Origin of the sequence: Dialister hominis (genome assembly GCF_007164725.1) — a bacterium.
Lineage (GTDB): Bacteria > Bacillota > Negativicutes > Veillonellales > Dialisteraceae > Dialister > Dialister hominis.
The window spans coordinates 1,608,480-1,629,203 of record NZ_AP019697.1 but is presented as its reverse complement, the minus strand read 5'-3'; the positions used below and the strand labels follow the sequence as shown (position 1 = coordinate 1,629,203).

The 20,724-nt window shown below is 47.5% G+C and carries 30 protein-coding genes and 1 tRNA gene; 28 read left to right on the top strand and 3 right to left on the bottom strand.

Annotated elements, in window-relative coordinates; translation table 11 throughout:
- Positions 1–7 precede the first annotated feature (7 nt).
- From rplV to rplQ, 24 genes are read left to right on the top strand one after another with little or no spacing between them, the layout of a single operon-like run.
- On the top strand, positions 8–343 hold the full coding sequence (rplV, locus tag Dia5BBH33_RS07575) for a 50S ribosomal protein L22 (protein ID WP_022382685.1): 336 nt from the start codon (positions 8–10) through the stop codon (positions 341–343).
- A gap of 18 nt (positions 344–361) precedes the next feature.
- On the top strand, positions 362–1,126 hold the full coding sequence (gene rpsC / locus Dia5BBH33_RS07570) for a 30S ribosomal protein S3 (RefSeq protein WP_022382686.1): 765 nt from the start codon (positions 362–364) through the stop codon (positions 1,124–1,126).
- Positions 1,126–1,551: a 50S ribosomal protein L16 gene (gene rplP, locus Dia5BBH33_RS07565; RefSeq protein ID WP_022382687.1), complete on the top strand. Its 426-nt coding sequence runs from the start codon at positions 1,126–1,128 to the stop codon at positions 1,549–1,551. Before rpsC ends, rplP begins: the two co-directional genes overlap by 1 nt.
- A gap of 1 nt (position 1,552) precedes the next feature.
- Positions 1,553–1,759, top strand: coding sequence for a 50S ribosomal protein L29 (gene rpmC, locus Dia5BBH33_RS07560; RefSeq protein ID WP_022382688.1), 207 nt, complete (start codon positions 1,553–1,555; stop codon positions 1,757–1,759).
- Between the two features lie 27 nt (positions 1,760–1,786).
- Entirely contained in the window at positions 1,787–2,047 is a 261-nt protein-coding gene (rpsQ, locus tag Dia5BBH33_RS07555) for a 30S ribosomal protein S17 (protein ID WP_022105777.1), read from the top strand.
- A 32-nt stretch (positions 2,048–2,079) separates the two neighbouring features.
- On the top strand, positions 2,080–2,448 hold the full coding sequence (gene rplN / locus Dia5BBH33_RS07550; protein ID WP_022382689.1) for a 50S ribosomal protein L14: 369 nt from the start codon (positions 2,080–2,082) through the stop codon (positions 2,446–2,448).
- 15 nt (positions 2,449–2,463) lie between these two features.
- Positions 2,464–2,793: a 50S ribosomal protein L24 gene (rplX, locus tag Dia5BBH33_RS07545; RefSeq protein ID WP_108850701.1), complete on the top strand. Its 330-nt coding sequence runs from the start codon at positions 2,464–2,466 to the stop codon at positions 2,791–2,793.
- A gap of 19 nt (positions 2,794–2,812) precedes the next feature.
- Positions 2,813–3,352: a 50S ribosomal protein L5 gene (gene rplE, locus Dia5BBH33_RS07540; protein ID WP_108850702.1), complete on the top strand. Its 540-nt coding sequence runs from the start codon at positions 2,813–2,815 to the stop codon at positions 3,350–3,352.
- Between the two features lie 13 nt (positions 3,353–3,365).
- Positions 3,366–3,635 carry a 30S ribosomal protein S14 gene (gene rpsN, locus Dia5BBH33_RS07535; RefSeq protein ID WP_022382692.1) on the top strand — a complete coding sequence of 90 codons (270 nt, stop codon included), beginning with the start codon at positions 3,366–3,368 and terminating at the stop codon, positions 3,633–3,635.
- Positions 3,636–3,657: 22 nt separating this feature from the next.
- Positions 3,658–4,056, top strand: coding sequence for a 30S ribosomal protein S8 (gene rpsH / locus Dia5BBH33_RS07530; protein WP_022382693.1), 399 nt, complete (start codon positions 3,658–3,660; stop codon positions 4,054–4,056).
- Between the two features lie 17 nt (positions 4,057–4,073).
- A complete protein-coding gene (rplF, locus tag Dia5BBH33_RS07525) occupies positions 4,074–4,616 on the top strand; it encodes a 50S ribosomal protein L6 (RefSeq protein ID WP_143332662.1) in 543 nt (180 codons plus the stop codon).
- Between the two features lie 18 nt (positions 4,617–4,634).
- Complete coding sequence (rplR, locus tag Dia5BBH33_RS07520) at positions 4,635–5,000, top strand: 50S ribosomal protein L18 (RefSeq protein WP_022382695.1); 366 nt, start codon at positions 4,635–4,637, stop codon at positions 4,998–5,000.
- A gap of 18 nt (positions 5,001–5,018) precedes the next feature.
- Positions 5,019–5,519 carry a 30S ribosomal protein S5 gene (gene rpsE, locus Dia5BBH33_RS07515; protein WP_022382696.1) on the top strand — a complete coding sequence of 167 codons (501 nt, stop codon included), beginning with the start codon at positions 5,019–5,021 and terminating at the stop codon, positions 5,517–5,519.
- Between the two features lie 11 nt (positions 5,520–5,530).
- The gene (gene rpmD / locus Dia5BBH33_RS07510; RefSeq protein WP_022382697.1) at positions 5,531–5,713 is read left to right on the top strand and encodes a 50S ribosomal protein L30; all 183 of its coding nucleotides are present in this window, start codon (positions 5,531–5,533) and stop codon (positions 5,711–5,713) included.
- 19 nt (positions 5,714–5,732) lie between these two features.
- Entirely contained in the window at positions 5,733–6,173 is a 441-nt protein-coding gene (gene rplO, locus Dia5BBH33_RS07505; RefSeq protein ID WP_022382698.1) for a 50S ribosomal protein L15, read from the top strand.
- A gap of 1 nt (position 6,174) precedes the next feature.
- Positions 6,175–7,437 (top strand): preprotein translocase subunit SecY, encoded by a 1,263-nt coding sequence (gene secY / locus Dia5BBH33_RS07500; protein WP_108850704.1) that lies wholly within the window; start codon positions 6,175–6,177, stop codon positions 7,435–7,437.
- A gap of 11 nt (positions 7,438–7,448) precedes the next feature.
- Complete coding sequence (locus Dia5BBH33_RS07495; protein WP_108850705.1) at positions 7,449–8,102, top strand: adenylate kinase; 654 nt, start codon at positions 7,449–7,451, stop codon at positions 8,100–8,102.
- Entirely contained in the window at positions 8,099–8,851 is a 753-nt protein-coding gene (gene map / locus Dia5BBH33_RS07490) for a type I methionyl aminopeptidase (RefSeq protein WP_108850706.1), read from the top strand. The genes Dia5BBH33_RS07495 and map overlap by 4 nt, the downstream gene beginning before the upstream one ends.
- Positions 8,852–8,902: 51 nt before the next feature.
- The gene (gene infA / locus Dia5BBH33_RS07485; protein ID WP_022382702.1) at positions 8,903–9,124 is read left to right on the top strand and encodes a translation initiation factor IF-1; all 222 of its coding nucleotides are present in this window, start codon (positions 8,903–8,905) and stop codon (positions 9,122–9,124) included.
- Positions 9,125–9,140: 16 nt separating this feature from the next.
- A complete protein-coding gene (rpmJ, locus tag Dia5BBH33_RS07480; RefSeq protein ID WP_008859825.1) occupies positions 9,141–9,254 on the top strand; it encodes a 50S ribosomal protein L36 in 114 nt (37 codons plus the stop codon).
- Between the two features lie 22 nt (positions 9,255–9,276).
- Positions 9,277–9,654: a 30S ribosomal protein S13 gene (rpsM, locus tag Dia5BBH33_RS07475; RefSeq protein ID WP_108850707.1), complete on the top strand. Its 378-nt coding sequence runs from the start codon at positions 9,277–9,279 to the stop codon at positions 9,652–9,654.
- A gap of 18 nt (positions 9,655–9,672) precedes the next feature.
- Complete coding sequence (gene rpsK, locus Dia5BBH33_RS07470; RefSeq protein ID WP_108850708.1) at positions 9,673–10,062, top strand: 30S ribosomal protein S11; 390 nt, start codon at positions 9,673–9,675, stop codon at positions 10,060–10,062.
- 57 nt (positions 10,063–10,119) lie between these two features.
- Positions 10,120–11,112: a DNA-directed RNA polymerase subunit alpha gene (locus Dia5BBH33_RS07465; RefSeq protein ID WP_022382703.1), complete on the top strand. Its 993-nt coding sequence runs from the start codon at positions 10,120–10,122 to the stop codon at positions 11,110–11,112.
- 21 nt (positions 11,113–11,133) lie between these two features.
- A complete protein-coding gene (rplQ, locus tag Dia5BBH33_RS07460) occupies positions 11,134–11,475 on the top strand; it encodes a 50S ribosomal protein L17 (protein ID WP_022382704.1) in 342 nt (113 codons plus the stop codon).
- A 158-nt stretch (positions 11,476–11,633) separates the two neighbouring features.
- On the opposite strand, the gene Dia5BBH33_RS07455 is transcribed toward rplQ, so the two are convergent.
- Positions 11,634–13,211 (bottom strand): IS1182 family transposase, encoded by a 1,578-nt coding sequence (locus Dia5BBH33_RS07455; RefSeq protein WP_143332102.1) that lies wholly within the window; start codon positions 13,209–13,211, stop codon positions 11,634–11,636.
- Positions 13,212–13,409: 198 nt separating this feature from the next.
- Between Dia5BBH33_RS07455 and Dia5BBH33_RS07450 the strand changes: the two genes are divergently transcribed.
- Complete coding sequence (locus tag Dia5BBH33_RS07450) at positions 13,410–14,357, top strand: DUF805 domain-containing protein (RefSeq protein ID WP_022382705.1); 948 nt, start codon at positions 13,410–13,412, stop codon at positions 14,355–14,357.
- 390 nt (positions 14,358–14,747) lie between these two features.
- Here Dia5BBH33_RS07450 and Dia5BBH33_RS07445 read toward each other — a convergent pair.
- A tRNA-Ala gene (locus tag Dia5BBH33_RS07445) sits at positions 14,748–14,823 on the bottom strand.
- A 136-nt stretch (positions 14,824–14,959) separates the two neighbouring features.
- Here Dia5BBH33_RS07445 and Dia5BBH33_RS07440 point away from each other — a divergent pair.
- Positions 14,960–16,537 carry an IS1182 family transposase gene (locus Dia5BBH33_RS07440; RefSeq protein WP_143332493.1) on the top strand — a complete coding sequence of 526 codons (1,578 nt, stop codon included), beginning with the start codon at positions 14,960–14,962 and terminating at the stop codon, positions 16,535–16,537.
- Positions 16,538–16,700: 163 nt separating this feature from the next.
- Here Dia5BBH33_RS07440 and Dia5BBH33_RS07435 read toward each other — a convergent pair whose 3' ends face one another.
- A complete protein-coding gene (locus tag Dia5BBH33_RS07435) occupies positions 16,701–18,182 on the bottom strand; it encodes an ArnT family glycosyltransferase (RefSeq protein ID WP_022382925.1) in 1,482 nt (493 codons plus the stop codon).
- Between the two features lie 280 nt (positions 18,183–18,462).
- Between Dia5BBH33_RS07435 and Dia5BBH33_RS07430 the strand changes: the two genes are divergently transcribed.
- Both Dia5BBH33_RS07430 and Dia5BBH33_RS07425 read left to right on the top strand, forming a co-directional pair.
- The gene (locus Dia5BBH33_RS07430) at positions 18,463–19,947 is read left to right on the top strand and encodes a sensor histidine kinase (RefSeq protein WP_022382924.1); all 1,485 of its coding nucleotides are present in this window, start codon (positions 18,463–18,465) and stop codon (positions 19,945–19,947) included.
- On the top strand, positions 19,922–20,611 hold the full coding sequence (locus tag Dia5BBH33_RS07425; RefSeq protein ID WP_143332661.1) for a response regulator transcription factor: 690 nt from the start codon (positions 19,922–19,924) through the stop codon (positions 20,609–20,611). The genes Dia5BBH33_RS07430 and Dia5BBH33_RS07425 overlap by 26 nt, the downstream gene beginning before the upstream one ends.
- Positions 20,612–20,724 lie beyond the last annotated feature (113 nt).

Genomic DNA, 20,724 nt, shown 5'->3' with positions numbered 1-20,724 from the left:
GAAACAAATGGAAGTTCAGGCAATATCTAGAAATATCCGTATTTCTCCCCGTAAGGTTCGCATCGTAGCCAACCTTATCCGCGGCAAGAAAGCGGGAGAAGCCATTTCTATTCTGCACAACACTCCAAAAGCTGCTTCTAAGATCATTGAAAAATGCCTGAGAAGCGCTATGGCAAATGCAGAAAACAACAACAACATGAACATTGATAATCTCTACATCTCCACAATTTTTGTAGATGCAGGCCCGATTATGAAGAGAGTGCATCCACGCTCCCGTGGACAGGCTTTCGGGATTATGAAACGTACCAGTACACTGACGGTAAAAGTTTTTGAAAAAGAATAGTCGAAGGAGGGAAACGTTTTGGGTCAGAAAGTTAATCCGCATGGAATGCGTGTAGGCGTGATCGATGACTGGGATTCCAAATGGTTTGCAGAAAAAGATTATGCTGCACTGCTTGTGGAAGATGCCAAAATCCGCCAGTTTTTAAAGAAGCACCTGTTTGCTGCAGGGATCTCCAAGATTGGCATTAAACGCGTAGGCAATCGCGTTAAGATTGCTATTTACACAGCTAAGCCGGGTATGGTAATCGGCCGCGGCGGCACAGGTATTGAGGACATTAAGAAAGCCCTCGCTGTTGTTACCGACAAAGATGTCGATATCGATATCCTCGAAATCAGATCCGTAGATATGAGCGCTATCCTGGTTGGCGAAAACATCGCTTCCCAGCTTGAAAGACGTATCGGCTTCCGCCGCGCTGTTAAACAGGCAGTTGGCAGAACCATGCGTGCAGGCGCTAAGGGTATCAAGGTAACCGTTTCCGGTCGTCTCGGCGGCGCAGAAATCGCTCGTTCCGAAAGCTACCGTGAAGGTTCCATTCCGCTTCAGACTCTGAGAGCCAACATTGATTACGGCGTAACAACCGCTCACACCACCTATGGTGCAATCGGCATCAAAGTCTGGATCTACAAAGGCGAACTCGCTCCTGGCGAAGTCGTTGAAGAAAACGAAAACGTTCGTACCAATAAAGACCGCGGCAACAACCGCCATGAAGGCAACAGAAGAGGCGGCCGTCGTGGTGATCGCAGAGACCGCAGACCGAAAAACTCTGAAAGGAGTGATTCCTGATGTTAATTCCGAAGCGTACTAAATATCGCAAGCAGTTCCGCGGCCGTATGAAAGGCAAGGAACATCGCGGCAACACCGTTACTTACGGTGAATTCGGCCTGGTAGCAACTGAACCGTCCTGGATCACAAGCCGCCAGATTGAAGCAGCACGTATTGCCATGACCCGTTACACAAAGCGCGGCGGCAAAGTATGGATCAAGATTTTCCCGGACAAACCAGTAACCGCTAAGCCGATCGGCACCCGTCAGGGTTCCGGTAAAGGCGCCGTAGAATACTGGGTGGCAGTCGTAAGACCTGGCCGCGTTATGTTCGAAATGGGCGGCATCCCGGTGGAAACTGCAAAGGAAGCAATGCGCCTTGCAAGCCACAAACTGCCGATCAAGACAAAATTTTTAGTTAAAGGTCAAGAAGTGGCAGGTGAATAAAATGAAGGTCAATGAAATTCGTAACCTGAGCACTGCCGAAATGAATGAAAAGGTTGCCGGCTTAAAGGAAGAACTGTTTAACCTCCGTTTTCAGCTCGCTACAGGACAGCTCGAAAATCCGATGCGTATTCACGAAGTGAAGAAAACCATCGCTAGAATCAAGACTGTTCAGCGCGAAGAAGAGCTGAAGGCTGCCAAGAAGGCATAACAGTTAATCCAAAAGGAGGATCTCAACGTGGCAGAAGAAAGAAAGTTGCGCAAAGTGCGCCAGGGAATTGTTGTCAGCGATAAGATGGACAAAACTGTCGTCGTTGCTGTAGAACGTAAAGTTCCCCATAAGCTGTACAAAAAATCTATTAATACCACAACAAAGTTCAAAGCGCATGACGAAAACAACGAATGCCGTGTCGGTGATACCGTACGCATCGTCGAAACCCGCCCGCTGTCTCATGACAAGCGTTGGAGAGTTGAGAAGATCGTTGCCCGTCAGAACTAATATGGAAAGTTGAATATAGGAGGAAAGGCACGATGATTCAGCAGGAAAGCAGACTCAACGTTGCGGATAATACCGGTGCTAAGAACGTCCTGGTTATTAAAGTCCTGGGCGGTTCCTTCCGTAGAAGCGGCAATATCGGCGATATTGTAGTTTGTACGGTCAAAGATGCAACCCCCGGCGGCGTTGTTAAGAAGGGCCAGGTAGTTAAAGCTGTTGTGGTTCGTTCCGTTAACGGCGTAAGCCGCAAAGATGGTTCCCACATTCGTTTCGATGAAAACGCAGTTGTTATTATTAAAGACGACAAGAGCCCGGTAGGAACACGTATTTTTGGACCGGTAGCAAGAGAACTCCGTGAAAAAGATTTCATGAAGATCGTTTCCCTCGCTCCCGAAGTGCTCTAATAGGGGAGGCAAAGTATGAGTCAGAAACTGCATGTGAAGACCGGCGATACCGTAGTAGTAATCTCCGGCAAAGATAAAGGCAAGCAGGGCAAGATCAAAGCTGCTATGCCGAAAGACGGTCGTGTTGTTGTCGAAGGCATCAACATGATCAAAAGACACACAAAACCGACCCAGGCTAATCCAAAGGGCGGAATTATTGAAAAAGAAGCTCCGATTTACGCTTCCAAAGTTATGCTTCTGGATCCGGAAACAAAGAAACCGACCCGCGTAAAGAAAGTTCAGCAGAATGACGGAACTTTCGTCAGAGCAGCTGTAAAAAGCGGCGCTATTATTGACAAGGCTTAAGCGGGAAGGAGGATAACAAGTGTCCAGATTACATGATTTTTATACTGAGCAGGTCAGAGATTCCCTGCGTGAAAAGTTCGGCTACAAGAATGGCATGGAAATTCCGAAACTGGAAAAGATTGTCATCAACATCGGTGTAGGCGAAGCTACTGAAAACAGCAAGGCTGTAGACGCAGCAGCAAACGACCTGGCAGCAATTACCGGCCAGCGTCCGATGATCTGCAAAGCTCACAAGTCCCTGGCTGCATGGAAAATCCGTGAAGGTATGCCCCTGGGCTGCAAAGTTACCCTTCGCGGGGAAAAGATGTATGAATTCCTTGATCGTCTGATCAACATCGCTCTTCCGCGCGTACGTGACTTCCGCGGCATCAGCGACACCAGCTTCGACGGACGCGGAAACTATGCTTTCGGCGTTAAAGAACAGCTGATTTTCCCGGAAGTTGATTACGAAAAAATCGACCGTATCCGCGGAATGGATATCATTGTAGTAACCACGGCTAAGACTGATGAAGAAGCTCGTGAACTTCTGAAGCAGTTCGGCATGCCGTTCAAGAAATAAGCAGGAGGACAATATGGCAAAGAAGTCTATGTTGGAACGCGAGAAGAAAAGAGAACTCGCAGTTCAGAAATACGCAGCCAAACGTCAGGCACTGAAAGAAGCTGGCGACTGGGAAGCTCTTAGCAAGCTTCCGCGCAATGCTTCCCCAACACGTCTGCACAATCGCTGCAAACTGACCGGCCGTCCCCACGGCTTTATGCGTAAATTCGGAATTTGCCGCAACCAGTTCCGTGATTTGGCTTACCGCGGAGAAATTCCGGGCATTAAGAAAGCCAGCTGGTAAATTTCGGGAGGAGGATTAAACAATGGTAACAACCGATCCAATTGCGGATATGCTTACCCGTATTCGTAATGCGAACGATGCATATCATGCAACGGTAGATATGCCTGCTTCTAAAATGAAGGCAGCTGTGCTTACAATTTTAAAAGATGAAGGCTTTGTAAAGAACGTAGAACAGGTTGAAGTGGAAAACCATCCGACACTGCGCGTTTCTCTGAAATACGGCGCAAACCGTGAAAAGGTTATCAAAGGCCTGAAGAGAATTTCCAAACCTGGTCTGAGAGTATATGCAAACAAGGAAGAACTGCCGAAGGTTCTCGGCGGTCTCGGAATCGCAATCATTTCCACATCCAAGGGCGTCATGACCGACAAAGCAGCTCGTAAAGCTGGCCTCGGCGGCGAAGTTCTTGCGTTTGTCTGGTAATCAGTAGGAGGAATAATATGTCACGTATTGGCAAAAAACCTATTACGGTTCCGGCAGGTGTGGAAGTCAAGTTTGATGGCCATACCGTCACCGTAAAAGGTCCGAAGGGCACATTAACCCGTAAACTGAATGAAGAAATCGATTTCAAAATGGAAGGCGACGAAATCATCGTTTCCCGTCCGAATGATGAAATCAAAAACCGCTCCCTGCACGGTCTGAACCGTACACTGCTGCACAACATGATTCTCGGCGTAACCGAAGGATTCTCCAAGAAACTGGAAATCCAGGGCGTCGGCTACAATGCACAGATGCAGGGAACAAACCTGAAACTGGCTCTGGGCTTCTCCCATCCGGTTATCGTAACCCCGCCGGAAGGCATTACAATTACAACCCCGTCTTCTGTTGTTATCGTGGTATCTGGCTGCGATAAGGAAAAGGTTGGCCAGGTTGCGGCTGAAATCCGCGCTTGGAGACAGCCTGAACCTTACAAAGGCAAGGGTATCCGTTATTCCGGTGAATACGTACGCCGTAAGGCTGGTAAGACCGGCGCAACAAAGTAAGACAGGAGGTAAAATAATATGCGTAAAAATGCAACCAGAAATGCGGTTATCCGCCGCCATCTGCGTCTTCGTAAGAAAATCTCCGGTACTGCAGCTTGCCCGCGTCTTAATGTATTCCGTTCCCTCGGAAACATCTATGCACAGGTTATTGATGATGAAGCTGGCGTAACACTCGTATCGGCTAATACCTTAGATAAGGAAATCAAGGCTGAATTCCCATACGGCGGCAACGTTGATGCAGCTAAGGCTGTAGGCGTTCTCGTCGGCAAGAGAGCTCTTGAAAAAGGAATTGAAACAGTCGTGTTCGACCGCGGCGGTTATATCTATCACGGAAGAGTCCAGGCTTTGGCTGAAGGCGCTCGTGAAGCCGGATTGAAATTTTAAGGTAGAAGGAGAAGACACATGCCAAGATTTGAAAAACAGGAATCCGACTTACAGGAAAACGTTGTTTTCATCAACCGCGTTGCTAAAGTCGTTAAAGGCGGCCGTCGTTTTTCCTTTGCAGCTGTTGTCGTAGTCGGCGATGGCAAAGGTAAGGTCGGTGCAGGCCTCGGCAAAGCAGCTGAAGTTCCTGAAGCGATTCGTAAAGGCGTCGAAGATGCCAAAAAGAACATGATCACTGTCGCTCTGAAGAACGGCACAATCCCCCATCCGATGCTCGGCGTTTATGGCGCTGGCAAAGTTGTCATGAAACCGGCTGCTGAAGGTACCGGCGTCAAGGCAGGCGGCCCGGTTCGTGCCGTCCTCGCTATGGCAGGCATCAGAAACATTCTGACCAAGTCTCTCGGTTCCTCTAACCCGATCAACATGGTAAGAGCAACCCTGGACGGTCTCTCCAAGCTCGAAAATGCAGAGACTGTTGCAGCCCTCCGCGGCAAGAGCCTGGACGAAATTTATAACTAAGGGGGCCCCTCATGAAAGTTATTGTTACTCTGAAGAAAAGCGTGATTGGCTCCAGACCGGAACATATCGCTACTATTAAGGCGCTGGGACTTCATAAGACCCACTCCTCTGTAGAAAAAGAACTTACCCCGCAGATTAAGGGCATGATTCACTCTGTCCGTCATCTTGTAGACTGCAAAGAAATTGCAGAATAATTGAGAAGGAGGTGCGCTAATGAAACTGCATGAACTGAAACCTGCAGAAGGTTCTACTTCTGCTCGCCGCCGCGTAGGCCGTGGCCTGGGAAGCGGAATGGGTAAAACAGCTACCCGTGGTACCAAGGGTCAGCACGCTAGAACCGGCGGCGGCACACATCCGGGATTTGAAGGCGGCCAGCTTCCACTGTATCGCCGTCTCCCGAAACGCGGCTTTAAAAATGTCCTTGCAAAAGAATATGCTGTAGTCAATGTAGAAACGCTCAATCGTTTCGATGACAACGCTGTTGTTGATCCGGCTGCTCTCGTTGAAGCAGGTATTCTGAAAAACGTTCTCGATGGTGTACGTATTCTGGGAAACGGTGAACTCACAAAAGCTCTGACCGTTAGAGCTCAGGGATTTACTAAGGGCGCTCAGCAGAAAATCGAAGCAGCAGGTGGAAAAGTAGAGGTGATCTGATATGGGATCTGTGATCGCAAATATTTTTGCTAACAAAGAACTCAAAGATCGCATACTGTTCACATTCTTGATGTTCGTCATCTTCCGTCTCGGGGTTCATATCCCGGTACCGGGAGTTGACGCTTCCGTCATTGAAAGCCTGTTTACATCTGGAAACCTCTTCGGCTTCCTGGATTTGTTCTCGGGCGGCGCGCTCAGCAAATTCTCCATATTTGCCATGAGTATCACGCCGTACATCAACTCATCCATTATCATGCAGCTCCTGACTGCCGTCATTCCTACTCTCGAAGAGTGGAGAAAAGACGGACAGGAAGGTTACAAGAGAATACAGAAGGTCACAAGATACTTCACTGTATTCCTTGCAGCCGTTCAGGCATTCGGCATGACGTACGCCCTCCGTATCAACAATGCACTTGTTGACAACAGCTGGCTGTACTTTACATTCGTTGTAGTCGTCCTCATCGCTGGCACCTGCCTCCTGATGTGGATCGGCGAAAAAATTACGGAATACGGAATCGGCAATGGCATCTCGCTGATCATCTTCTGCGGTATCGTAGCCCGCTTCCCGCAGGCTATCTCCACCGTTATTGATTATCTGCAGGTCGGCACCATTTCCCCGTTCCAGCTGCTCCTGTTTTTCGTCATTGCACTGGCTATGATCCTCATGGTCATTGAAATCAACGAAGGACAGCGCAGAATCTCCATCCAGTACGCTAAGCGTGTCATCGGCCGCAGAATGTACGGCGGTCACTCCACCTATTTACCTCTCAAGGTCAATCAGGCTGGCGTTATCCCGATCATCTTTGCTTCCTCGATTCTCATGCTTCCCGTAACTCTTGCACAGTTCGTCCATATCGGATGGGTGCAGGCAGTAGGAAACTTCTTCGGATGGGGCACCTGGCCAAATACCATCTGCTATGGCATTCTGATTTTTATCTTCACGTACTTCTATACGGCCATCTCGGTCAATATCAAGGAACTGGCAGATAACATGAAGAAGTATGGCGGTTTCATCCCGGGCATCCGTCCTGGCGAACCGACCATGATGTACATTGACAGAGTATTATCCAGAATCACCTTGACTGGTGCGGTATTCCTGGCATTCATTGCTATCCTTCCGAACTTCATCGGAAACATCACCGGCATTCAGGGCGTCTACTTCGGTGGTACGTCACTCCTGATTATCGTCGGCGTCGCACTGGATACCATGAGACAGGCACAGTCCTATATGGTGACAAGAAACTATCAAGGCTTTATTAAATAAGGAGTAGGGATATGTATATCTTATTAATGGGACCTCCAGGCGCCGGCAAAGGCACCCAGGCGGAAAAGCTCATTCGTGAATACGGCATCCCCCAGATTTCCACCGGCGACATGTTCCGTGCTGCTGTGAAATCTGGAACGGCTCTTGGCAAAGAAGCTAAAAGCTATATGGACAAGGGAGCCCTTGTACCGGACAGCGTAACAGTGGGTATCGTCAAAGAAAGACTCGCTCAGGATGACTGCAAAAAAGGCTGGATCCTGGACGGCTTCCCGAGAACCACTGCCCAGGCTTCCGCTCTGGATGCGATCCTTCATGACCTTGGCATTCAGCTGACGGCAGTGCTCGACTTCAACGTCAACAGGGACGACCTGGTGAAGAGAGTCAGCGGCCGTCTTGTTTGCCGTCAGTGCGGCGCTTCCTTCCACAAGGAATTCCGCCCGCCGAAACAGGAAGGCGTCTGCGATAACTGCGGCGGCGAACTGTATCAGCGCACTGATGATAATGAAGTGACCGTCAGAGAACGTCTGGCAGTCTATGATACATCCACAAAACCTCTGATCGATTACTACAAAGTAAGCGGCCGTTATTACGAAATCAACGGAGATCAGTCCATGGACAAGGTATTCGCCGACGTCCAGGCTGCGCTTAAGAAGGCATCCGAATGATTACGATTTATACGCCGGAAGAAGTAGAGAAGATTGCCGCAGCCGGGAGACTGACTGCGGATACACTCTCTATGCTTGAGAAAGAGGTTAAGCCGGGAATCAGCACGTTGGAGCTTGATGAAATGGCTGAAAAATTTATCAGAGACAGAGGCGGCATCCCGAGCTGCAAAGGCTATGAAGGATACCCGGCAACACTTTGCACCTCTGTTAACGATACTGTTGTCCATGGAATACCATCTGCGAGAAAAATTTTAAAAAAAGGTGATATTATTTCTCTCGATCTTGTGGTAGAATTGAATGGTTACATGGGTGATTCCTGTATCACCGTTCCAGTAGGACACACAAACAAGAAAAACCTCCAGCTCATTAAGGCCACGGAAGGTGCGCTTTTCGCAGGCATCAAACAGGCAGTTATAGGGAATACTGTAGGCGACATCGGACATGCGGTGGAAAGCTATGTCAAGCCATACGGATACGGCGTCCTGCGTGAATACGTGGGCCACGGCATCGGCATCGGCATGCATGAGGACCCGGAAGTACCGAACTACGGCACCCCGGGACACGGACCGCGTCTCGAAGAAGGTATGTGTATCTGTATCGAGCCTATGATCACCATGGGCAGCCCAGACATCATCACACTGCGTGACGGATGGGGCGTAGTGACCGCAGACGGACTTCCGTCCGCACACATCGAACACACCATTACCATTACCAAAGATGGTCCGAGAATTCTTACGCTGCGTAATTGATTCCATCATTATTACCGGCGGACAGCATATGATAAGCCAAAGGAGGCTCGCATGAGCAAGGCAGACGTTATTGAAGTAGAAGGCAGAGTAGTAGAAAAACTTCCAAACGCCATGTTCCGTGTTAAACTGGAAAACGGCGGCCATATTGTACTGGCTACTATTTCCGGAAAGATGCGTATGAATTTCATCCGTATACTGCCCGGAGACAAGGTAACAGTGGAATTGACGCCCTATGATTTAGAGCACGGCAGGATTACCTATCGTTACAAGTAAGTAAGGAGGAACCAAGATGAAGGTCAGACCGTCCGTTAAAAAGATGTGCGACAAATGCAAGATCATCAAACGCAAAGGCCGCGTAATGGTTATTTGTGAAAATCCGAAACATAAGCAGAGACAAGGTTAATTAAAAGGAGGTTAAAGAGTAGATGGCACGTATAGCTGGTGTAGACTTACCAAGAGATAAGCGCGTTGAGATCGGCTTAACTTATATTTATGGAATTGGCCCCACTCTTTCCAAAGACATTCTTAGCAAGGCAGAAATCAATCCTGATACCCGTGTAAGAGATCTGACAGAAGATGAAGTTGCTAAGATCCGCAACGTACTCGCAGATTACAAAGTAGAAGGGGATCTCCGTAGAGAAGAATCTCTCAACATTAAACGTTTGGTTGAAATCGGTTCCTATAGAGGAAGACGTCATCGTGCAGGACTCCCGACTCGTGGACAGCGCACAAAGACCAATGCCCGCACACGCAAGGGCCCGAAGAAGACGATCGCAGGCAAGAAGACTGCGACCAAGAAATAATGTTGAAGGAGGGATAACATGGCTACGGTAAAAAGCAAAGCAAAAAGAAAAGAAAGAAAACATGTAGAATCCGGTGCAGCTCATATTCGTTCTACTTTCAACAACACGATCGTAACGATTACTGATTCCAACGGCAATACCATTGCCTGGGCATCCGCTGGCGGACTTGGATTCAAAGGATCTCGTAAGAGCACACCATTTGCAGCTCAGATGGCAGCTGAACAGGCAGCCAAAGTTGCAATTGATCAGGGTATGCGTTCGGCAGACGTATTCGTCAAGGGTCCGGGCGCTGGCCGTGAAGCGGCCATTCGTGCACTGCAGGTTGCAGGAATCGAAGTCAGCAGCATTAAGGACGTTACACCGATTCCGCATAATGGCTGCCGTCCTCCAAAACGCAGAAGAGTATAAGGATAATCCCTTTGCGTATCATTTTGGCGCTGCAAGGCGCAGAAGGAGGACTTTCGGATGATCGAAAATACAAGCTTCACAATTAAGACTGTTGAACTCAGTGATGACAAACGTCATGGCGTGTTCGAATGCGAACCTCTCGAAAGAGGGTATGGTATCACTCTGGGAAACAGCCTCAGACGCGTGTTGCTTTCATCTTTAGACGGTGTGGCTATTACGTCTATCAAAATCGACGGCGTGCTTCATGAATTTTCCACTATAAACGGCGTCAGAGAAGATGTAACAGATATGATTCTGAATCTGAAGAAAATCCGTTTCATCGCTCATGATGAAGCGACTTTCCCAATCACAGTCAGAATCGATATTACTAAAGAAGGTATTTTCCATGCCGGCGATATGGAATTACCGGCTGAAATAGATGTTCTCAATACGGAACTCCCGATTTGCACACTTGACGCAGATGCTCATCTCGGAATGGAAATGACCATCAACCGTGGGCATGGGTATGTTCCATTTTCGAAGAACAAAAGGGATGACGTCGTTATCGGCGTAATCCCGATCGACTCCATTTATTCTCCTGTCATTAAATGCAACTACCTCGTCAGCGATACCCGCGTAGGCAATGAAATGGACTACGACAAGCTGACACTGGAACTGGACACCGATGGTTCTGTCCAGGCAGACGATGCAGTAGCAACGGCTGCCAAGATCCTCATCAGCTGCTTTGAAAACTTCAGCAAGATCGGCATCAGCCAGGCTGGCACCGATATCGTCAAAGACGATGCTGCTGAAGCAGAAGCAGAACCTGATCAGGATAAAGTCAACGAAGATGCCGTAAGGGATCTCCCGATTGACGAACTCGAACTGTCCGTCCGTGCATTTAACTGCCTGAAGAGAGCAGAGATCAACACGATCGGCGAACTTACAGACAAGACAGAGGATGAATTGACCCGTGTACGCAACCTTGGGAAGAAATCCGTCGATGAAATCAAGGAGAAACTCTCCAACTTCAGAGAACACGGACTTCACCTGAAAGATTCCAAGGATTGATATAGTTATAGGAGGAAAGAAATGGCTCGTAGTAGATTGAGAAGAGTCAGCGGCGCTCGTAAGGCACTGCTGCGCAGTCTTGTAACCGCTCTTTTCCAGCATGGCAGCATCGTTACAACCGAAGCTAAAGCCAAGGAACTTCGCCACGTAGCAGACAAGATGATCTCCCTCGCTAAGAGAGGCGATCTCCACGCTCGTCGTCAGGCTGAAGCTTTCGTAATGGACAAAGACGTTACAAAGAAACTGTTTGATGAAATTGCAAAGAAATATACCGAACGCAACGGTGGTTACACCACCATGGCAAAACTCGAAGCTCGCCAGGGCGACAACGCTCCCCAGGTTCTGATTGCACTTGTCGACTAATTCGGTTCAAGAAAAGGGGCTGTGACAAAATGGTTAATCATTTTGTTGCAGCCTCTTTTTTGCGTCTTTATTTCATCATTTTTAGCTCTGCTGTAAGCCTTTTACGTAAAAATGCGCGTAAGCCCCCTTACCCCCATAAGACTTTTAATTATATTGTCTTAGGCGGCAATCCTTATACGCATTATTTTTGTGATGTATTTCCTTAAATTATAGCCAAGTGCTACCAGGTATAACTCGGCTTTTACAGAATCTATCCCTTTTCTGACGATTCTTTTGTACCATCTGTCATGTTTCATGATTCCAAAAGTTCCTTCAGCCTGGATTGACCGGTTCATTCTTAGCAGGGCTCCATGGATGCTTTCCAGATTATCCTGAACCTCCTGGTACATGTTATTCCGTTCTCTGCTCAATGAGATTCTTTTGTTCTTCGGGGTCTTTTTACATTGCTCTGCCAGCGGGCATCCTTGGCAGTCTTCGCATTCAAATACTTCCTCCTGCCTGCCGTATAAGTTCCCTCTGACCAGATGTCTATAGATAAATTTGAAAGCCCTGTCATTTGGACAACGGATGGTTCCATTCTCATCAACTCTAAAGTTTATTGGCCGAAACGGATTGGTATGGTATTTCTTGTCTTTCGTTTCTTTCTTGTACATGGGGAATTTCATATACTTTTCCATACCGTGCTGCTCGCAATAGATGTAATTGTTGAAAGATCCATATCCTGCATCTGCCACAGGATACTTAGGATAAGCCCCATAGACTTCGTGGAATTCCTCCATCAGCGGTACGAAGCAATCCATATCTGAACGATACTGGTTAACATCAATTACGGCAATAAATTCATCGGCAACACCTATTTGGACATTGTATGCAGGCAGAAGCTGATCATTTCCCATGTAGTCCGACTTGATTCGCATGAATGTTGCATCCGTATCGGTCTTCGAATAACTGTTTCTGGAAGTACCGCATATCTGTATCTTCTCAACATATTCTTCAAGTTTTGATGTATATGCCTTAAGCTGCTCATACTTGCGTTGATGATCGGACTTGCGATGCCCGCTTCCATGAACAAAGGCCGTCTCATCAATCTGCCAGATTTCTTTTAATTTATCCAATACCAGACGCAGATAGTCCGGAGCGTATTCTGTATTGATGTTTACACTCATATGGTCATACTTAAGATCATCATTGAGTAACTCAAAAAGGCTGGTAATCTTGGCAAAAAGCTTGTAGCGGGATTTTTCAGCGGATTTCTTCCATACCCAGCTGTATTTATTTGCGTTCGCTTCAAACTTGGAACCGTCAATATATATATGCTGCAAATCCACGTTGAGTTTGCCGCAGAGTTCTTTCGTAATTGAATAAAAGATATCCTTGAGAGAATACTTAAGAAAGCCCTTCACGAAATGACAGAATGTCCGATAGGATGGGGCTTCATAATTCATCAGGTACATATATCTGATATTAACCCTGCAATTATCTTCAAGTTTTCTAAAAGAGCAATATCCTTCTTCTGCGAAACCATAGATGATCGTTTTCAGCATGTTGACGGGATTATACCTGGGTCTGCCAGCGCCACGCGTCGGTATGTAACGAAGGTACTTTTTAAGATCGATTTCCTCCATAAATCTGTCATACATTAAAACAGGATCATCGACATTGAGAATCTCAGAGGGAAACATTGGCAAAATGCCTTGTTCTGCGGTAAAATGATTGCTAGTGTTGTTATTTTTCATTGTAAAAAATTATAACACGAAAGGCTCTGCCCCGGACCAAATGATCCGGGGCAGAGCCCTTTTTGTTGGGATGAATTTTGTCACATCCCCTTTTTTTATTGGGAAAATAGGAATGTCAAATCACTCTGAAAATGGTACAATAGCAGTGTACGTATATCGAAGACTGGCGGAGAAATCCGCTTTTAAAGGAGCACAACCATGGCAATGAATTTTGATATCCCTGACATCACTGAAAACGGCGAAAAAGCGGCCGCAGGCGGACAGAGAAGGAAACCCAGAAGAATAGGGGCTCTTCGCCTTGGAGACACGCTGAGAGCCGTTTCCCGCCATTATACAGCGACACTGGAGAACAAGGACGAAGATAAGGAAGCAGAATTCTATTCCCTGTCAGAAGGAGAAGAAAAAGCATCCTTCTACGGGATGGACGTATCCGTCACCGGCATCTGCATCAGAAAGAAGAAGGTCGCTGCCATTTACGTTGAAATGCCGACAAAGGACCGCGATGATTTCATAAAGAAATTGGAAGAAGCAGAAGGCAGCGCAGAACATGCCAACAACATGGACATCTTTGCTGATACAGTCACTTCCATTTTCATCACCATCCCTGCCAAAGGAGATTCCTCCTTCACGACAGCCCTCATGGACAGCGCGGAAGTGAAAGCCCTTTCTGACAACGAAGCCATCAAGGCAGAAGAAGAAGCCAAGAAGGGCGGCCTCCGCCACCGCATCTGGAAGACATACTTCGATCCTGTCGGACGCATCAGCAGAAAAGCATACCTGCCAAAGATGCTCATGGTAGGAGCACCGGCAGCCTTCCTCTTTGCGCTTACCTGCTTCAAGCCGGAGCTCTTCGTAGGGGAAACAAACTTCTTCATTGCAGCCTTCCTGATATTGGGGACACTCTGCTTCATTTCTCTCATCAGCCTTGGCATGAGAAGACTGTCGGATATCGGCAAATCCCATCTGTATTACTGGGCATTCTTTGCTCTTCTCTTCGTCATTCATCAGGCAGGGGAAGAATTCTTAGGATCCCAGCTCAATGCGACGCGCCTCATTGCTGTCATCTTCATGCTCGTCGTCATCCTTCTGGCATTCATACCGGGCGATCCCAAGAGAAACAAGTACGGTCCTGTACCGAAAGAATAATCATATAAACCAAAAACGTCTGTGGAAATGATAGCTCATTTCCATAGACGTTTTTTTGGAATATGCAGACAGACGATGACCTGACATAAACGTTGGCTTTTAGATGAAAATAGGAAGCGGATCATACTACAGAAACAGTACAACAAAGAACCATACAACCTCGCTTCGCTCGAGGTAATTAACCCCTTTCGGCGCATGCGCGCCACTTTCCCCTGACGGGGACAGCTTCGCAAGGAATAAAAGAAAGAGCTAAGCTCTTATTTGTTTCGGACCTTTTGAATCCAATTCTATACCATACGCCCTTCCCAGTGGGCGCATTTGCCGCATTTCCACTGCTGCTTCATTCATGCATAAAAGAAGAGCTCCGCGATTGCGGAGCTTTGTTTTTGGTGGAGGCGGTGCCCGGAGTTGAACACGGGGATAAGGGCCTTGCGGGGCCCACGCCTTAGCGCTTGGCTACACCGCCATAAGAAACTGTTCTAAGTATATCGCGCTTTTTCGAAAAAGTAAAGGGGATGTGACAAAATTCATCCCAACAAAAAGGGCTCTGCCCCGGATCATTTGGTCCGGGGCAGAGCCTTTCGTGTTATAATTTTTTTGCAATGAAAAATAACAACACTAGCAATCATTTTACCGCAGAACGAGGCATTTTGCCAATGTTTCCCTCTGAGATTCTCAATGTCGATGATCCTGTTTTAATGTATGACAGATTTATGGAGGAAATCGATCTTAAAAAGTACCTTCGTTACATACCGACGCGTGGCGCTGGCAGACCCAGGTATAATCCCGTCAACATGCTGAAAACGATCATCTATGGTTTCGCAGAAGAAGGATATTGCTCTTTTAGAAAACTTGAAGATAATTGCAGGGTTAACATCAGATATATGTACCTGATGAATTATGAAGCCCCATCCTATCGGACATTCTGTCATTTCGTGAAGGGCTTTCTTAAGTATTCTCTCAAGGATATCTTTTATTCAATTACGAAAGAACTCTGCGGCAAACTCAACGTGGATTTGCAGCATATATATATTGACGGTTCCAAGTTTGAAGCGAACGCAAATAAATATAGCTGGGTATGGAAGAAATCCGCTGAAAAATCTCGCTACAAGCATTTTGCCAAGATTACCAGCCTTTTTGAGTTACTCAATGATGATCTTAAGTATGACCATATGAGTGTAAACATCAATACAGAATACGCTCCGGACTATCTGCGTCTGGTATTGGATAAATTAAAAGAAATCTGGCAGATTGATGAGACGGCCTTTGTTCATGGAAGCGGGCATCGCAAGTCCGATCATCAACGCAAGTATGAGCAGCTTAAGGCATATACATCAAAACTTGAAGAATATGTTGAGAAGATACAGATATGCGGTACTTCCAGAAACAGTTACTCGAAGACCGATACGGATGCAACATTCATGCGAATCAAGTCGGACTACAAGGGAAATGATCAGCTTCTGCCTGCATACAATGTCCAAATAGGTGTTGCCGATGAATTTATTGCCGTAATTGATGTTAACCAGTATCGTTCAGATATGGATTGCTTCGTACCGCTGATGGAGGAATTCCACGAAGTCTATGGGGCTTATCCTAAGTATCCTGTGGCAGATGCAGGATATGGATCTTTCAACAATTACATCTATTGCGAGCAGCACGGTATGGAAAAGTATATGAAATTCCCCATGTACAAGAAAGAAACGAAAGACAAGAAATACCATACCAATCCGTTTCGGCCAATAAACTTTAGAGTTGATGAGAATGGAACCATCCGTTGTCCAAATGACAGGGCTTTCAAATTTATCTATAGACATCTGGTCAGAGGGAACTTATACGGCAGGCAGGAGGAAGTATTTGAATGCGAAGACTGCCAAGGATGCCCGCTGGCAGAGCAATGTAAAAAGACCCCGAAGAACAAAAGAATCTCATTGAGCAGAGAACGGAATAACATGTACCAGGAGGTTCAGGATAATCTGGAAAGCATCCATGGAGCCCCGCTAAGAATGAACCGGTCAATCCAGGCTGAAGGAACTTTTGGAATCATGAAACATGACAGATGGTACAAAAGAATCGTCAGAAAAAGGATAGATTCTGTAAAAGTCGAGTTATACCTGGTAGCACTTGGCTATAATTTAAGGAAATACATCACAAAAATAATGCGTATAAGGATTGCCGCCTAAGACAATATAATTAAAAGTCTTATGGGGGTAAGGGGGCTTACGCATATTTTTACGTAAAAGGCTTACAGCAGAGCTAAAAATGATGAAATAAAGACGCAAAAAAGAGGCTGCAACAAAATGATTAACCATTTTGTCACAGCCCCCTTTTGATATACATAAATCACTATTTGTAATTGACAGGCTGGATGGTTTTATGCTCATCAGAGACCCAGATGGTATAGGCGCCAGGGACCTGGATGCTGTAGGCATTCTCGCGGTCTGTGTATTCCTTAACGAACGGATCGTCCTCTTTCTTCTGTACGATCATGACGCTGTCAGGGCTGACCAGGAGTGTTTCGTAGGACATGAACGGCATGACGTTCTTGGCATGCCAGGAAAGGCCGCCCGGTTCGAGGTCGTCGATCTCATCTCTCGGGACTGCTCTGTAAATATCCTTTCCGCTGTAGAAGACGGAAGACGTACGGTAGTCACCGACGAAGGCAATGGGGGCTTCGCCTGTATTCATGTGTTTTAAAGCGAGTCCGACTTCCTTGCCGGAGTGCTTCAGCATGATGGAAGGCGCTGCCAGGAAGGTGAGGGCGATGAGTACGACGAATGTGCCAAGCGCTGCTTTCTCGATGCGAAGGGAAATATTCTGGTAAAGGATGGCTGTCAGAATCGCCATGGAGAAGAGGGCGGGGAAGGTATATGTCGTGTACTTGGTGGCAATCAGTTCAAAGAAGACGAAGACGCCGAGCGCATAAAAGGCAAGGAGCTGGGTAGCGTCTTTGGCGCTCCTGAAGTCCAGTTTTCTTTCCTTCCATCTTTTGTAGAGGGAATAAGGAATGAAGATGCTCCAGGGAAGGAAGCCTACGAGGTAGACGATGATGTAGAAGTACCATGTATTATGGGACGGGTGCTCGGAAACCGTAGCGCGGAGGAAATTGTGGACACCGAGGAAATTCAGGATGAAATCATTCCCGTGGATATGCCACATGATGCCGTACCAGGGAGCTCCGATGAGAGCAAAGAGGATGAGGCCGGAAATCAGGTGGACATGGAGCATTTCACGGATGTCCTTCTTATAGAGAAGGAAGAGGACGCATCCAAGACCCGGGAGAAGGATTCCAATCGGTCCCTTTGTCAGTGTCGCAAAAGCGGCTGCCACATAGCAGAGGTAGTAGTACTTCCTGTTTTCTGCATATCCCAGATAGAAGAAGGCGACAGCAGCGCTCATGAAGAGGTAGAGCGTGGTATCCGTGATGACGGATTTGGAAAGGATCCATGTTTCTACGGAAACACCGAAGATCAGGGCGGAGAGCCAGCCGATCTTTTCTCCGTATACTTTTCTGGAGAACCAGTAAGTAAAGAGAAGGGACGCCGTGCCCATGATGGCAGCCGGGAGGCGCGCAGCTGCTTCGTTGAATCCGAAGACGGCAAAGGACGCTGCCAGTTCCCAGTAGTAGAAAATTGGCTTGTCATACCAGAAACGGCCGTAAATCTGAGGGGAAATCCAGTCGCCGGACAGGACCATCTCGCGGGCTGTTTCCGCATAATTGGCTTCTGCCGTATCCGTGACGGACAGAAGGTTGTTTCCTGCCAGATACAGGACAAGCGACAGGATGAGCAGCACCGCATAGGGATGACTGCGAATGAATTTGGACATGAAGCGCCTCCAAAGGATACAATTGCGGGCCGGTCAGGAGCGTATCATACGGCCGGTCACACGGAAAGAAAAAATAATCATCGCCATGGGAAAGGTCTTTCCGCACTCTTTCCCAAATTTTTCTATACCAAGCATACATGGCGGTCTTCAAGGAAATGACAAAAAATCTTAAACAAAAAATAAATAGGATAAAATGGAACTTGCATGAAGTTTTTTCCATGCGTATCATTAAGATAAGAAAGTCCATGAAAATGTTGGACTTCTGGAAAGAGGGATGGACATGACAATACGAATGAGGATGATTCTTTCCCACATACTGGTATGCGTGCTTCCTATCATCATGACGCTTTTCGTGCTTGCTTCATCCCTCGCGGGATTGATCCTGTATGCGAAGGCAGGCAACCATGTCATGCCGGAAAGCGATTATCAGTTTGATACGATCACAAGGGCGCTCAGCATGGATATTTTCCATACGATGCGCCATGGAGGGGATCCGCAGGATTTCCAGTGGCTCGTGGATATTGTGGACCCGGTGCAGACGTACGTGATCCTGACCCGTGACGGGGAAGTGATTTACGGATACGGCAATGAAGCGCTCAGGGGCGACATCATCCGCATGCGTCTGGGAATCAGGGATAATATTGGAATCGATAAGTCCAACAGCATTTTCAGCCTGACGGAAAACGGCAATTATGACTATATGGAGCGGCAGCTGATCCGAGGTCATGAGTATGACCTCTATGTCGCTGCGCGCCAGCCTGTCGGCAGGAATGACAATGCCATTGAAAAGGCTTTCCAGGAAGCGAATAAATTCGTCGGCATCTGCCTTGTGATTTTCATCCTCGGCACGAGCTGGTTCCTGTCCCGCTTCCTTATCAGAAGGATTGTCAATCCGCTGAAGGAATTAAAGAGAGGGTCTGAGGAAATCCAGGAAGGAAATCTGGATATTCATCTCCATTACGACAGGTTCGATGAATTCACGCCCGTCATGGTGGCGTTCAACCTGATGAGCGAGAAGCTGAAGGAGTCCCTTGAAGAAAGGGAGAAGGACGAGGAGAAGAGAAAAGAACTCATCGCAAGTATTTCCCATGATATAAGGACGCCTCTGACATCGATCCGCGCCTACGTCGAAGGGCTTCTGGACAATGTGGCCGATACGCCTGAAAGAAGGAAGAAGTACCTCCTTGTCATCCAGAAGAAGGCAGACGTCCTGGAGCGCATGATCGAGCAGCTGATGCTTCTGACGAAGATGGACGTCGGAGAGAAAGTCCTTCCGCAGGAATCCATCAATCTGTCGCATCTCACGAAGGAAATCATCGATGAGAACAAGATCAGTTGGGAGAAGAGCGGGGCTGAATTTGAAACGTTCCTGGAAGACAATGTTCCGATCAAGGGAAGCCATCTACTCCTGGAACGCATTATGGAAAACCTTGTGACGAACAGTCTGAAGTACAAGACAGAAGAGAAGGTCAAAATATTTGTGACCGTCAGGAAGGAAAAAGGCAGAGCCATATTCAATCTGGCGGATGACGGGCCGGGAGTTCCGGAAGAGGCGCTTGGGCGTCTTCTGGAAGCCTTCTACCGGACCGATAAGGCAAGGAGCAGGACGGAAAATGGCAGCGGGCTTGGCCTGGCCATCGTAAACCGTGCTGCGAGCCTCATGCATGGCGAGATAAAAGTAGAAAACAGAAAGCCGCACGGGCTTTCATTCACGATTTCATATCCATTGGAGGGGGACCATGACAAAGAGAATACTGATCGTTGAAGATGATGATGATATTGCTTCCATTGAGAAGGATTACCTTGAAGTCAGTGGCTACGAGGTGCATGTCGAGGAAGACGGCGCAAAGGGGCTTTCCGAAGCGCTGACGGGCATTTATGACCTTTTCCTCTTAGACGTCATGCTTCCTAACATGGACGGCTTTGAAATCTGCAGGAAGCTTCGCGACAAGACAGACAAGCCGATCATGCTCGTCACGGCAAAGAGGGAAGACATCGACAAGATCCGCGGCCTTGGCTATGGGGCGGACGACTACATCGCAAAGCCGTTTTCCCCGGGCGTCCTTGTCGCAAAGGTCAAGGCGCAGCTGGCGCAGTATGACCGTCTCAGGGGGACGAAGAAGGAAACAAAGCGCATCACGCTCGGCGACATCATGCTGGAACCGGATACGAGAAGAGTCTGGGTCGACGGCAAGGAAAAGGAACTTCCGAACAAGGAATTCCAGCTCCTTGAATTCCTGATGGAACATCCGGATGTCGTATTCAGCAGGGAATCCCTTTATACGCGCATCTGGGGCCTTGATTCCCTGGGAAATACGTCCACCGTGCCGGTCCATATCAACAGGCTTCGTGAAACCGTGGAAAAAGATCCGGCCAATCCACGTCACATCATCACCATCTGGGGCGTAGGATATAAATTCAAACCGTAAAAGACATTAATCAGAGGGCTGTGACGAAATGTACAATCATTTCGTTACAGCCTTTTACATTTTCGGCTTCCTGAAAAGAAACAGGGGGAGAAGTATCGAAATTTCTATGTGAA